Source organism: Flavobacterium soyae (genome assembly GCF_045348165.1).
GTDB classification, from domain to species: domain Bacteria; phylum Bacteroidota; class Bacteroidia; order Flavobacteriales; family Flavobacteriaceae; genus Flavobacterium; species Flavobacterium soyae.
On record NZ_CP150845.1, the window covers coordinates 1596423 to 1610303 of the forward strand.

14 protein-coding genes are annotated in these 13881 nt (G+C 32.9%); 3 read left to right on the forward strand and 11 right to left on the reverse strand.

The window, feature by feature from the left end; all coding sequences use genetic code 11:
- Nucleotides 1-54 precede the first annotated feature (54 nt).
- Nucleotides 55-939, forward strand: coding sequence for a cupin-like domain-containing protein (locus tag AABD74_RS07090; protein ID WP_406845086.1), 885 nt, complete (start codon nt 55-57; stop codon nt 937-939).
- A gap of 195 nt (nt 940-1134) precedes the next feature.
- On the opposite strand, the gene accD is transcribed toward AABD74_RS07090, so the two are convergent.
- From accD to AABD74_RS07105, 3 genes are all read right to left on the reverse strand, one after another.
- Entirely contained in the window at nt 1135-1989 is an 855-nt protein-coding gene (gene accD / locus AABD74_RS07095; RefSeq protein WP_026728501.1) for an acetyl-CoA carboxylase, carboxyltransferase subunit beta, read from the reverse strand.
- Nucleotides 1990-2075: 86 nt separating this feature from the next.
- On the reverse strand, nt 2076-3143 hold the full coding sequence (gene fbaA / locus AABD74_RS07100; RefSeq protein ID WP_035645669.1) for a class II fructose-bisphosphate aldolase: 1068 nt from the start codon (nt 3141-3143) through the stop codon (nt 2076-2078).
- Nucleotides 3144-3203: 60 nt separating this feature from the next.
- Nucleotides 3204-5777: a BamA/TamA family outer membrane protein gene (locus AABD74_RS07105; protein WP_232676693.1), complete on the reverse strand. Its 2574-nt coding sequence runs from the start codon at nt 5775-5777 to the stop codon at nt 3204-3206.
- Nucleotides 5778-5815: 38 nt separating this feature from the next.
- Here AABD74_RS07105 and AABD74_RS07110 point away from each other — a divergent pair, with 38 nt between their 5' ends.
- On the forward strand, nt 5816-6544 hold the full coding sequence (locus AABD74_RS07110; protein ID WP_406845087.1) for a TrmH family RNA methyltransferase: 729 nt from the start codon (nt 5816-5818) through the stop codon (nt 6542-6544).
- A 9-nt stretch (nt 6545-6553) separates the two neighbouring features.
- On the opposite strand, the gene AABD74_RS07115 is transcribed toward AABD74_RS07110, so the two are convergent.
- The 4 genes from AABD74_RS07115 to AABD74_RS07130 form a co-directional block, all read right to left on the reverse strand.
- Nucleotides 6554-7276, reverse strand: coding sequence for a porin family protein (locus AABD74_RS07115; RefSeq protein ID WP_232676689.1), 723 nt, complete (start codon nt 7274-7276; stop codon nt 6554-6556).
- Between the two features lies 1 nt (nt 7277).
- A complete protein-coding gene (gene ubiE / locus AABD74_RS07120; protein ID WP_232676687.1) occupies nt 7278-8009 on the reverse strand; it encodes a bifunctional demethylmenaquinone methyltransferase/2-methoxy-6-polyprenyl-1,4-benzoquinol methylase UbiE in 732 nt (243 codons plus the stop codon).
- Nucleotides 8010-8588: 579 nt separating this feature from the next.
- Entirely contained in the window at nt 8589-9071 is a 483-nt protein-coding gene (locus AABD74_RS07125) for a dihydrofolate reductase (protein WP_232676685.1), read from the reverse strand.
- A gap of 11 nt (nt 9072-9082) precedes the next feature.
- Complete coding sequence (locus AABD74_RS07130; protein WP_232676683.1) at nt 9083-9427, reverse strand: 2TM domain-containing protein; 345 nt, start codon at nt 9425-9427, stop codon at nt 9083-9085.
- A gap of 237 nt (nt 9428-9664) precedes the next feature.
- On the opposite strand from AABD74_RS07130, the gene AABD74_RS07135 reads away from it, so the two are divergent.
- Nucleotides 9665-9961 carry an isoamylase early set domain-containing protein gene (locus AABD74_RS07135; RefSeq protein ID WP_232676681.1) on the forward strand — a complete coding sequence of 99 codons (297 nt, stop codon included), beginning with the start codon at nt 9665-9667 and terminating at the stop codon, nt 9959-9961.
- A gap of 39 nt (nt 9962-10000) precedes the next feature.
- Here AABD74_RS07135 and AABD74_RS07140 read toward each other — a convergent pair whose 3' ends face one another.
- The 4 genes from AABD74_RS07140 to AABD74_RS07155 all read right to left on the reverse strand — a co-directional run bounded on the left by AABD74_RS07140 (nt 10001) and on the right by AABD74_RS07155 (nt 13602).
- Nucleotides 10001-10852: a thymidylate synthase gene (locus AABD74_RS07140; RefSeq protein ID WP_406845088.1), complete on the reverse strand. Its 852-nt coding sequence runs from the start codon at nt 10850-10852 to the stop codon at nt 10001-10003.
- Nucleotides 10853-10968: 116 nt separating this feature from the next.
- Nucleotides 10969-11592, reverse strand: coding sequence for a bifunctional nuclease family protein (locus AABD74_RS07145; RefSeq protein ID WP_232676677.1), 624 nt, complete (start codon nt 11590-11592; stop codon nt 10969-10971).
- A gap of 162 nt (nt 11593-11754) precedes the next feature.
- Nucleotides 11755-12723: an electron transfer flavoprotein subunit alpha/FixB family protein gene (locus tag AABD74_RS07150; RefSeq protein ID WP_232676668.1), complete on the reverse strand. Its 969-nt coding sequence runs from the start codon at nt 12721-12723 to the stop codon at nt 11755-11757.
- A 132-nt stretch (nt 12724-12855) separates the two neighbouring features.
- Nucleotides 12856-13602 carry an electron transfer flavoprotein subunit beta/FixA family protein gene (locus AABD74_RS07155; protein ID WP_232676659.1) on the reverse strand — a complete coding sequence of 249 codons (747 nt, stop codon included), beginning with the start codon at nt 13600-13602 and terminating at the stop codon, nt 12856-12858.
- Nucleotides 13603-13881: the final 279 nt, after the last annotated feature.

The window sequence follows — 13881 nt, forward strand, 5'->3', positions numbered from 1 at the left end:
AAGGCGGGGATTATTTAAATATTTTTGGCAACATAGAATTTAAATGATAAAAAAATGAGCTTTATACTAAAACCCGTTGATGCTGTTGAGTCTATTTCGAGAGAAGATTTTAAAAAGAATTATTTAGATAAAAGGAAACCTCTTATTATAAAAGGATTGACAAAAGATTGGCCTGCAAAAGAAAAATGGTCTACAGATTATTTTAAGGAAATTGCAGGAGATATTGAAGTAAAACTAGTAGATAATTCTAAAGCAGATCCAACCAAAGTAATTAATGCCTCAATTGCCAGTATGAAATTTGGGGAGTATCTTGATTTAATAAAAAGAGAACCAACAGATTTGCGTATTTTTTTCTTCAATCTCTTTAAACATAAACCTGAATTAGTTGATGATGTAAAAGTTCCAAAAGAATTAATGGGCGGTTTTATAGAAAGTATGCCTGCCATGTTTTTTGGAGGTTCAGATGCCGTTACTTTTTTGCATTATGATATTGATCTGCCACATCTTTTTCACACTCATTTTGGAGGCAGAAAACATATTAGGTTGTTTGACTATAAATGGAAAAAGAGGCTTTATTGTGTGCCTAATACAACTTATGCTCTGGAAGATTATGATGTTGCAAATCCTGATTTTGAAAAATTTCCCGCTTTAAAAGGTGTTGAAGGTTATGAAGTTTTTCTGGAACACGGAGATACGTTATTTATGCCAACCGGAATGTGGCACTGGATGCGTTATTTAGATGGCTCTTTTTCTCTAACACTTCGTGCCTGGGATTCATCTATAACCCGAAAAATGGCCAGCGTTTGGAGTTTATTCATGCATGGAGCAGTAGACAGCGGTATAAAAGTAGTTTTTAGACAACGTTATGCTAAATGGCGTGAGAAATTAGCTTTTAAAATTGCTGAAAAGGAATTAAGAAATGACAGACCAAAAAAATAACAGAGTTTAGAATTGTCGTTTTTAAGCAAAAAGTTTCATAGGAACGAAACATCGGCAGCAACGGAATTTATTCCGTTGGAAGATTAAATCCCGCGTTCAGAAGTTCCGTAGGAACGACATATATTCGTTATTTAAGATATAAAAAATCCCAAGAAATACTTCTTGGGATTTTATATGTTTTAGAAGTTTAAAAAACTATCTAATATCATTATTTTGGATCAAATCGATATATAAGTTGATTTTATCTTTTAATTCTTTTCTAGGCGTGATAAAGTCTAAGAAACCGTGTTCTAAAAGAAACTCAGCTGTTTGAAAACCTTCTGGTAAATCTTTTCCTGTAGTATCGCGTACAACACGCGGACCAGCAAAACCAATCAAAGCGCCCGGCTCAGAGATGTTGATGTCTCCTAACATTGCGTAAGATGCAGTTGTTCCACCCGTTGTAGGGTCTGTACAAAGAGAGATATAAGGTAATTTAGCTTCTGCTAATTGAGCTAGTTTTACAGAAGTTTTTGCTAATTGCATTAAAGAATAAGCCGCTTCCATCATACGAGCCCCGCCGGATTTAGAAATCATTACAAAAGGCAGTTTGTTTTTGATGGCGTGATCAATACCTCTTGCAATTTTTTCACCTACAACTGCTCCCATAGACCCGCCAATAAAAGCAAAATCCATACAGCAGATTACAAGTTCTCTTCCTTTAGATTTTCCTACTCCCGTACGTACAGCGTCTTTAAGATGAGTTTTTTCCATTACATCTTTCAATCTTTCTGCATATTTTTTTGTATCTACAAAATGCAGAGGATCTTTTGATGTCATGTTTTTATCTAACTCAACAAATTCGTTGTTGTCGAATAAAATTTCAAAATAGGTTGCGCTTCCAATTCGAACGTGAAAATCATCTTCAGGACTAACGAATAAGTTTCTTGCTAATTCGTCAGCATCAATAATTTTTCCAGTAGGAGATTTGTACCACAATCCTTTCGGAACGTCCATCTTATCTTCTGTCGCGGTCGTAATCCCTTTTTCCTGTCTTTTAAACCAAGCCATTTTTTAAAATTTAAGATTTAAGATTTAAGACTTTAGATTTTAGATTCCAAAAAAGAAATCTAAAATCTAAAATCAGATATCTAAAATTATAGTGTATTCACATTGTTTAAATCTGCAAAAGCTTGTTCAAGTCTTGCGTTGAATGTTACTTCGCTTTCACGAACCCATCTTCTTGGATCGTAATATTTTTTGTTTGGAGCATCAGCACCTTCTGGGTTACCAATTTGTGATTTTAAATAGTCAAGGTTTTTAACCATATAATCACGGATTCCTTCAGTGTATGCAAACTGTAAATCAGTATCGATGTTCATTTTGATAACTCCGTAGCTAATTCCTTCTCTGATTTCTTCAAGTGTAGAACCTGAACCTCCGTGGAAAACAAAATCTACCGGGTTATGACCAGTGTTGAATTTGTTTTGAACGAAATCCTGAGAATTTTTTAAGATTTTTGGAGTTAATTTTACGTTTCCTGGTTTGTAAACACCGTGAACGTTTCCAAAAGCAGCAGCAATTGTAAACTTAGGACTTACTTTAGATAACTCTTCGTAAGCATAAGCAACTTCTTCTGGCTGAGTGTATAATTTTGAGCTGTCTACATCTGAGTTGTCAACACCATCTTCTTCACCACCTGTAATACCAAGCTCGATTTCTAATGTCATTCCCATTTTACTCATTCTAGCCAAATATTCTTTACAGATTTCAATGTTCTCTTCGATTGGCTCCTCAGACAAATCGATCATATGTGAACTAAATAATGGTTTTCCTGTTTCTGCAAAATGTTTTTCAGAAGCATCTAATAAGCCATCAATCCAAGGCAATAATTTTTTTGCACAGTGGTCAGTATGTAAAATTACAGTTGCTCCGTAAGCTTCTGCCAAAGTGTGAATATGTTTTGCTCCGGCGATACCACCAGCGATAGCTGCTTTTTCACCTGCGTTAGATAAACCTTTTCCAGCGTTAAATTGTGCTCCTCCGTTTGAAAATTGAATAATAACTGGCGCATTTAGTTTTGCTGCAGTTTCAAGAACTCCATTGATTGTGCTTGATCCAGTAACGTTAACTGCTGGTAAAGCAAAACCTTTTTCTTTTGCATAATTAAAAATCTCCTGAACCTGATCTCCTGTAGCTACTCCTGGTTTAATGTTGTGTGCCATTGTAAATTTTTTTATAGTTGTTTTTAGTTTTTAGGTTGCAAAAATAAGAATTAATTAGCATTAGAATGGATAATTTATTCCAAAATTTAAAACCGAGTGCCCAAAATTGTATTCTTTAAACCATCTGTTGCCTTCGTCATGCGCCGGATTATAGGTCTTGAAGCCTAAATCTAAACGAATAACAAAAAAGCTTAAATCGTATCGTAAACCAAATCCAGAACCCAAAGCAATTTCATCTAAATCGTTTAAGCTGTTAAATCTTGCCTTGTCATCAATCACATTATCGAACACATTCCAGATATTTCCGGCGTCTGCAAAGAGCGCTCCTTTAACATCGCCAAAGATTTTAAAACGAAATTCGGCACTTAAGGCAATTTTCATATTCGCCTCGTTAAAATCGTTTAGGGCATTTGTGCTTCCGGGACCAAGAGAGTAGGGCTGCCATGCGCGATTATCATTTGATCCTCCAGAATAATAACTTCGTGAGAACGGAATATAATCTGAGTTTCCAAACGGAACTGCAATTCCAAAAAAGCTTCTAACCGCCAGTACTTTTTCTTTTCCAAAATCCCAGTGTTTAATATAATCGAATTCGGTTTTTAAATATTCAGAATATTCTAAATTAAAAATCGAATAATTTCCATTTGCATTTTTTTCCAATTTTGCAATGCTTGAAATCGCTGATAATAAAGTTCCAGCAGATTCTATTTTTGTTTTAAACTGATAAAAAGTATTATCGGCAAGATCTTTTTTTGTTGTTTTCGTAAATGTATAACTTGTGGCAAGAATAAAGTCATTCTCGGTCAAACGAATTCTTCTTTCTTCAATACTTTCTACATCTTTATATTCAGCATCTCCAGGTTTTAATGCGGTTTGGCCTGTTAATACCTCATTCGTAAAATTTGTAGTTCCGGTTGGGATCGTTAGGTTTTTTTGGGCTTGTTGTTCTGCGTCCTCTCCCCAGTTAGAAGCAACAGTGTTGTAATCCTTACCAATACCATTCAATTCATCATAAGATGAAGTATAAACATTAAAGTAATTGTTTGGATTTAAATTTCGAACATACTGAGCGTTCAACAATTCCAGTTTAGCAGTATTGTATCTTTTAGGCGACCAGTTGTACGAGATTCCTCCGGTAAAATTTTCTTTATCTAAACCAATATTTTGCTGTTTCGAAAAACCTGATGTAATTGAAGTATAAGGAATCATCCTCTTCGGAATAATTTTTTCTGTTCCAAAAGGCAGTAAAATCCTTGGAAAATTAAGCTTTAAGTCAAGTCCATATTCCGAAACATTAAAAAAGTTATTGTTTGGATTCGCCATGTCTTTTGATGAACCAATATTAGCACGTGCCGAAATTTCTAATGTTTCGGCTCTGTTGAATACGTTTCGAATAGTTTGAGAAATACTGGCCCCAATACCAAAATCCTGAATATTAGAGTGTGTTACGTCTAAAGTTGCACCAAAACTGTATTTTTTTCTCGGTGTTAAATACACATTTGCTATTAAAGATTGTGCAGTCGAATCACGTTTGTCTACTTCATATTGTATCGAAGGATAATTGAAAATTTTAAGATTGTTCAAATATCTGGAAGAAAGCGTTGTTCTTGTGTCAGAATAAGTGCTTCCTTTATTAATAAAAATTGCATCTGTAATTGCACGAGGTTTATACTTTAATTTTTTATAACTATACAAATTAAAGTTGTTGTACGTTGTACTGTCGTTAATTTTACTTTTTGCGTTAGCAGGCGAGTAATCCGTATAAATATTTACATCGCTTATTTTGTATAATTTAAACGGTTCCGTTCTGCTTGAATCCCTTTCCTGAATATTGTTGTTATTGATTATTAAAGTTACATCAGCCTTATGTTTTTTGCCAATAGTATCAATGTCAAAAGTTACGTAAGTTGGTTGAAAAAAGTAAGCACCATGATTTCTATAATAAGTGGTAATACGGTTTTTTTCTTCCTCAAAATCAGTAGTTTTATATTGATTCCCTGATTTTAAAAACGAAGGATCAGTATTTATTTTGTATAATGAATCGAGTGCAGGAGTCAATATTTTAGTTTTAATCGTATCAAGAGTATAACCTGGTCCTGTTGTAATATTATAATTTATCTGTGCTTTTTTTCGGGCAATACTATCGATTGTATAATCTGTTGACACATTAAAATAACCATTGTTGAAATAGTAAAATTTTAGACGCTGCAAAGATTTTTTAGTTCTTACAGTGTCAATAATTACCGGCGGTTCTCCAGTATTTTTTAAAAATTCGTGAATTCCTTTGTATAAAAAAGACTGACCAAGCCTGTCTACTTGTTTGGCAGATAATAGTTTCGCCTGGCGTTCGTATAAACCCGGGTGGTTTTTAAATTTCGCCTGATAGGTCGAATCCGGATTTAAATTGGCCAGATTGTATAAGTTTAAACGCAGTTTGTATCCTAATAAAGTACCGTTTGGTTTTTGGTACAATTGATTGGATGCGTTTTCATCGTTTGTAGATTTTCCATTTACAACAATATTATTTTTTACAAGAAGGTTTTTTCCATCCGGAACTCTTTTTACAGCATTACAAGCGCAAATAAGTATTGCTATTAGAATAAATGCTGTTATTTTTGTGGAATTATTTTTCAAGTGTTTTTTAATATTTAATTCAAAAGTACATTTATTTTATGGTTAGTAAAAACCAAATAAAGCTTATATCAGGCCTGCATCAAAAAAAACAGCGTTTTGCAAATCAATTGTTTTTTGCCGAAGGAGTAAAGGTAATTCAGGAATTGTTGCAATCCAATTTTGAATTAGAGCATTTATACACCACGTTAAATGATTTTGAAGAAGTTCAAACTGCAAAACGAACTCTTATTAATGAACAAGAACTGAAAAAAATAAGTGCTTTAACAACTCCAAATTCTTGTTTGGCAGTTTTTAAAATGCCTGTAGAAAATCAAATCATGAATTCTGGTTTAATTCTGGCCTTAGACGATATTCGTGATCCGGGAAATTTAGGAACGATAATGCGTCTTTGCGACTGGTTTGGAATCAAACAAATTGTCTGCTCAAAAGAAACAGTCGATATTTATAATCCAAAAGTGGTTCAGGCCACAATGGGATCAATTGCCAGAGTAAACGTAAATTATGTTGATCTAAAAACTTTTATAAGTCAAACAAAACTTCCTGTTTTTGGAACTTTTATGGATGGCAATAACATTTATCAATCTGATTTACCACAAAACGGAATCATTATTATGGGTAATGAAGCCAATGGTATTTCGGCAGAAATTGAAAAAATAGTCACGAGCCGACTTACAATTCCAAGATTTGGAGAGCTGCAAAAAACCGAAAGTTTAAATGTAGCTACAGCAACAGCAATTATTCTTAGTGAATTTAAACGAAATAGTTAAGATTTTGTTTTAATGAAATGTGAAATTTATTAAAATAGCTCTCGATTTCATTGAATCTATATTATCAGTATACGGACTTACCGGATGTTCTGGAGTTACATTATCACGAATTAACTCATCAGTAATACCAAACATGCCTCTAATAGAAGGAGAGAAGATAAAATATTCTGTAAAGAAATCGATTCCAAAACCTAATTCGTAAGCAGCTGTCCATTGTTTAGCCCTGAATTTACCTTCAAAGTTATCATCTATAGAGCTTGAGTTGCTTGATAGGTTTAAAGTGGTTGACATTCCGCCCACTAAATAAGGACGAATATTTCCGGTTCTTAAAGATGAAAACTTTAATAATAAAGGAAAGTGAATGTAAGTACTGTTTACTTCTCGCAAATAATCTTTTTCTAAGTTTCCAACTCCCGGGAAATATAAATCTCTTTTTGTGTAGTATAAACCTGGTTCAAAACGTAAATTAATATACTCCTGCAGTCTTAAATCAGCAACAACCCCCACATTAAAACCGGTTGTTTTTTTTACCTGAATATCTTTCTGAACAACATCTTTGTAATCAAATTTAAAGTCAAAACTATTGAAGCCTAAATAATAACCAAAATAGACACGTTGTTTCTGCCAGTTTTCAAGGTTAATAATAGGATCTTTACTAAACATATTTTTAGCAAATTGAGAATATCCTTTTGTCGTTAAGACTAATAAAAATACAATTACAATTTTTTTCATACTATTTTTTAGATGCTGAATAAATGGTTGCTACACCAAAAGTTTGCGGCATTGCTACAACATCTATAAACCCAGTTTTTCTCAAAATATTGTTTAGTGCTTCTCCATAAGGAAAAGCTGCGGCAGATTCAGATAAATAACCATAAGCTGAATTGTCTTTTGAAAACAATTTTCCAATAAGTGGAAGTATATTTTTGCTGTAAAATTTATATCCTTGTTTGTATGGTGTTTTATCTGGAACAGAAGTTTCCAGAATTACAAAAATGCCGTTTGGTTTTAAAACTCGTAAAATTTCGGCAAAACCTTTTTCTAAATGTTCAAAATTACGTACGCCAAAACCTACCGTAATCGCATCAAAATAATTATCCTCAAAAGGAATATTTTCTGAGTCGCCTAAAACTAAATCTATAACATTAGAAAGCTTTTTTTCTTCGACTTTCTTTTTTCCAACTTCAAGCATTCCGGCCGAAATATCAAGGCCAATGATTTTTTCTGCATTAGTTCTGGCCATCAAAATAGCCAGGTCACCAGTTCCGGTAGCGATATCAAGGATAACTTTTGGTTTAGAATCAGAAACTATTTTCAATACTTTTTTTCTCCATTTAGTGTCAATGCCAAATGAAATTACACGGTTCAAATTATCGTAGTTGCCTGAGATGTTATCAAACATTTGGGCAACCTGCTCTTTCTTACCTAAAGAAGAGTCTTTATATGGAGTTATTTTTTCAGACATTACTATAATTTACGCAAATATAAACAATCTAGTTTAACTGTAATTGAGTTTTTTAAATTGTCAATTAAATGTTCTGGAAGACAGACTAAACCAATTTTTTGGTACTTACTTAAACATCACCAAAAGTGGGTATTTTTAAAAAATCACCAAAAGTGGGTATTGTGTCCGGCTGATTTTATACCCAACTTTGTCAAAGTAAAAATGATGAAATTTTAATGATTGATAGTTTCACATTGACTTAATCAAATGGTTGCATTTTTTTGCACTGGCAGTCATTTGTTCAAGTGGTAGTTTTTAAAGTGTTGTTCTTGGGGGAATACTATTTTAAAAAGTGCGAAGTACGTTCTTAGGATTAAATTTGTTTTTGGAAATTTTAATTTTCTTGCCTTTAATATCTTAGTGGTATTTGTTATTAAAGGCGCTTTTGAGACTCGTTCTCAATTAACATTAAATGTTATTCATTTATTTCAAGTGTTTTTTTTTCATTTGAGATTTTTACAAAAACTATTTCTTGAGCGAGTCAAGACTAAAAGTCAATCGTTTTTAAAAAACATCCTCCAAAAGAGGGTGTTTTTTTATTTATTTTCGAATGTAAGTTTCATAAGTATAATCATAAAGATGTTTTTCATCTTTAAAATTTTCTTCAGATTCTACTAACTGCCATTCACTCTTACTGATTTTAGGAAAAAAAGTATCAGCATCAAAAGTATGATGTACTTTGGTAATTTCAATTATATCAGTAAAAGGCAAACCCAGATTATAGATTTCTCCACCGCCAATAATATACGAATCTTCATTTTCGGGACATAATGCAATAGCTTTTTCAATACTGTCTACAACAATGCATCCTTCCGGATTATAATCTGTTTGACGGGTTATAACAATATGGGTGCGGTCTGGCAAAGGTTTAGGGAAGCTTTCAAAAGTTTTTCTCCCCATAATAATATGATGATTTGTCGTAAGGGATTTAAATCTTTTAAAGTCATTTGGCAAATGCCAGACTAAATCATTGTTTTTTCCCAGAGCATTATTTTCGGCAACAGCCGCTATCATTATAATCATGTTGTGTTTAACTAAATTTTATTCTCTGTGTCTTCGTTTATTTTCGATTCTAATTGACTGATTCTCTTTTGCTGTAAGGCAACAAGCCGGTCAATTTGTTCTCTTTCCCATTTTTTATTCATAAAACGATCTGTAATATAGACTTTTATGAAATGTAAAATAAAGATAAAGAGCCAGATAGTAATGCCCCAAATACACCAGTTTTGAGTAGTTCCTTCTCCAAAACCAAAAAATTTATTGGCAATAAATAAAAATAAACTCCCCAGCAGGAAAAGAACAAAATGAAAATATAAGACCTTTTTTTGTCTTAATCGTTTTCTGGCATATTCATATTGTTCGTGCACTTCTTTTTCCATAAGATAAAAATGAGATTATAAAGTTAAAATTTATTTTCAAAACTTCATATTTTGACTGTATAATATTTGTTTCAAAATGTTCTTAGAATTTGAAAAGCATAAAAAAAACCTCATTAAATTATAAATCTAATTAAAATAATATACAGTTTTTACTATAATCATAAATCGTTATGGCGCTGTCGAATGTTCATCTGAATTTGTGTAATTTTATTGTAGAAATCTAAAAACTAAATAGTTATGTCTTTGAAAAAACAATTTATCAAAACGAAACCAGTAGTTAAAGTTACATTTTCAATAGATGCAAAAGATGCTGATTCGGCAGCAGTTGTTGGAGATTTTAATAACTGGAATGTTGAAGAAGGAACTTTAAGCAAGTTGAAAAACGGAACTTTTAAAGCTACTTATGATTTGGTTAAAGACGCGATTTACGAATTTAAATACGTAATCGACGGTACTTATGTTAATGATCCTGAAGCAGATTTTTACAAATGGAATGATTATGCCGGAAGTGAAAATAGTGTTTTAGTTGTATAAAAAAATCCGCTTGAAAATTTTCAGCGGATTTTTTTATAATTATACTGCAACACTTCCTTTTATTGCAGGATGCGGATCATAATCTAAAAGTGTAAAATCACTGAAATCAAAATCAAAAATGTTTTTAATCTCCGGATTTAAAATCATTTTTGGTAATGGTTTTGGTTCACGGGATAATTGCAATTCTAATTGCTCAAAATGATTACTGTAAATATGTGCGTCACCAAATGTATGAATAAATTCACCTGGCTCTAAATCGCAAACCTGCGCAATCATCATCGTGAACAATGCATAAGAAGCAATATTAAAAGGAACTCCTAAAAAGATATCGGCACTTCGCTGGTATAATTGACAAGACAGTTTTCCTTTAGTTTCTCCTTTTTCTAAATCTGGAGCTGCAACGTAAAATTGAAAAAAAGCATGACAAGGAGGCAAAGCCGCTTTGTTGTTGGCTACATTTTCCTCAAAAGATTTTTTTGTATCTGGCAGAACCGAAGGATTCCATGCTGAAACCAACATTCTTCGGCTGTTTGGATTTGTTTTTAATTCGGTAATTAATTCAGAAATCTGATCAATTTCTTCGCTATTCCAGTTTCTCCATTGATGTCCGTAAACAGGTCCTAAATCACCATTAGAATCTGCCCATTCATCCCATATTTTTACTCCGTTTTCCTGAAGATATTTTATGTTTGTATCGCCTTTTAAAAACCAAAGCAATTCGTAAATAATCGATTTTAAATGTAATTTTTTGGTCGTAACCATTGGGAAACCTTCACTTAAATCAAAACGCATTTGGTAACCAAAAACACTTTTTGTTCCGGTTCCGGTACGATCTCCTTTTTGATTGCCGTTTTCTAAAACGTGCTTTACTAAATCTAAGTATTGTTTCATTGTTGCTTTAGGCTTTAAGCTTTAGGCTTTAGGCTTTTTCCTAATGCTTCAGCTTGTTTTTTTATGTTTTGCGCTTTAAGCTTATTGCCTAAAGCTTAAGGCTTATAGCCTTAAAATTATCTTTTCGAAATTTCGTCCCTGATTTTGGCTGCTTTTTCGTAATCTTCCTGAGAAACGGCCTGATCTAACAATTCGTTCAGCTCTTGCAAAGTATGTTTTGCGTAAACATCTCCAGATTGATTCGTTTCTTCTTCATGCCCAAAAGTTTCAGGGTTAGAAAGTACATCATCAATTTCCTGAGAGCCTTGGTCTGATTCTGAAGTGTTTGATTTCAAATAAATTCCGGCTTTGTCCAAAATGTTTTTATAAGTAAAAATCGGAGCGTTGAAACGCAAAGCCAAAGCGATTGCGTCAGAAGTTCTGGCATCGATAATTTCTTCGATTTTATCTCTTTCGCAGATTAAACTCGAGTAAAAAACGCCGTCTACTAATTTGTGAATGATAACTTGTTTTACAACTATGTCAAATCTTTCAGCAAAATTTTTAAATAAATCGTGAGTTAACGGGCGTGGTGGTTTTATTTCTTTTTCTAAGGCAATAGCGATCGATTGGGCTTCAAAAGCACCAATAACGATAGGTAATTTTCTTTCACCGTCAACTTCATTCAAAATTAAGGCATAAGCGCCATTTTGAGTTTGACTGTATGAAATTCCTTTTATGGATAATTTAACTAGACTCATATATGTTTGTAAAAAAGGCACTTAGCGCCTCATTTTAATGATTTTTTGATTGGAAAATAAAAGTGCAATTTTAATCAAAAAATATGGAACAAAAAAGCTGCCTATAAACAAAGATACGATATCTTGTTTTTAGGCAGCTATATTTTTGAAGAGAATTTTGAATTAAGAATGCTGAGCTTTGAAAGCTTTTAATTTCTCTGTTAATTTAGGAACAATTTCAAAAGCATCGCCAACAACACCATAATCAGCAACTTTAAAGAAAGGAGCTTCAGGATCATTATTGATTACTACTTTTACTTTTGAAGAGTTAATACCCGCAATATGCTGAATAGCTCCAGAAATTCCTATTGCAATATATAAATTAGTTGCAACTGGTTTTCCTGTTTGTCCAACGTGCTCGCTGTGAGGTCTCCATCCTAAATCTGAAACGGGTTTAGAACAAGCAGTTGCAGCACCAAGAACAGCAGCAAGATCTTCGATTAATCCCCAGTTTTCAGGACCTTTTAATCCGCGTCCGCCAGAAACTACGATATCAGCATCAGCGATAGAAACCTTTCCGGTAACTTTTTCTACAGATTCTACTTTTACTCCAAAGTCATTGTCGCCAATTGTTGGATTAAAATCTTCTTCAGATGCAGATCCTGCACTTTCGAAAATTCCGTAAGAGTTTTTAGCTAAACCAAGAACTTTTACATCTGTAGAAATTTCTGTGATATTGAAAGCTTTGTTTGAAAAAGCATTTCTTTTTACCTGAAAAGGTGAAGTGCTAACTGGTAATCCAACAACATTTGATGCAAAACCGGCATTTAAAGCTACAGCAACTAATGATGAAAGATAAATACTGTCTGTTGTAGAAGAAAGTAAAACTACTTTTGTCCCTTCTTTTTCAGCAGCCTGTTTGATTACATCGGCATAAGCTTTAGCTGTAAAACCGGCTAATTTATCATTGTTTACTTTTAAAACTTTATCAACTCCGTATTTACCTAATTCACTTGCGTCGCTGATGTTTACAGTTAAAGCTGTAACAGTTGTTCCTAAAGATTCAGCTACTTTTTTTGCGTAAGAAGCTAATTCGAAAGCTACTTTTTTAAATTTTCCTTCTGCAGATTCTGCATATATTAATATTGACATAACAATTTTAGATTTTAGATTTTAGATTTCAGATTTTTGAAAATGAAATCTAAAAAGATTATTGATTTTAGATTTTGAAGTGAATCAAAATGTAGATTTAGTATTGCAATCTGCAATCTAAAATCTACAATCTTAAATAACCTTCGCTTCGTTGTGTAATAAATTGATTAACTCATCTAAATTATCTGCAGAAACTAATTTCACTGCTGATTTTGGGGCTGGTTTTTCAAATTTTACCGCTTTTGTATTTATAGGAGCGTCAACTGGCTCAAGAATAGTTAAAGCTTTAGTTCTTGCTGTCATGATTCCTCTCATGTTCGGGATACGTAAATCTTTTTCTTCAACAAGACCTTTTTGACCGCCAATAATTAAAGGCAGCGTAGTGCTTACAGTTTCTTTTCCACCGTCGATTTCACGAACAGCTTTTACATTGTTTCCATCAACAGTTAAAGAAGTGCAAGAATTTAAAAAATTAGAACCTAAAATTCCGGCAATCATTCCAGGAACCATTCCACCATTATAATCAAGAGATTCTTTTCCTGCAATTACAAGATCGTATCCGCCATTTTTAATTACTTCAGCTAATTGTTTTGCAACAAAAAATCCGTCAGTTGGGTTTGCGTTTACACGAATTGCTTCGTTTGCACCAATTGCCAATGCTTTACGCAATGTTGGTTCAGTATCAGGACCTCCAACATTTACAACTGTTACATTTGCACCTTGCTGTTCTTGGAACCAGATAGCACGTGTAAGTCCAAACTCATCATTAGGATTAATTACATATTGTACACCATTGGTATCGAATTCTGAATCACCATTGGAGAAGTTAATTTTTGAAGTAGTATCAGGCACATGGCTGATGCAAACTAATATTTTCATAAAGTATATATTTTGAATTTGTAATATGCTTTTACAAATTTAGAATTTAATTTGGAATAATTATACTATGCGTGCATAATATTTTTTAAAACTATTACGATTTCGAAGATTATGTGTTTTGAGGTGGTTTTCATCGGAATCTTAAAATAAAGAAGCATTCATTTTGTCTGATTGTTAGGAATTTTGCAATTTTTGAAGATTAAACAATGGTTAAAGTTTAGGCTGATAAATACTAATTTTTGGTTTTAGCCGTTCTTAATCAAAGAATTTATGAGGAAG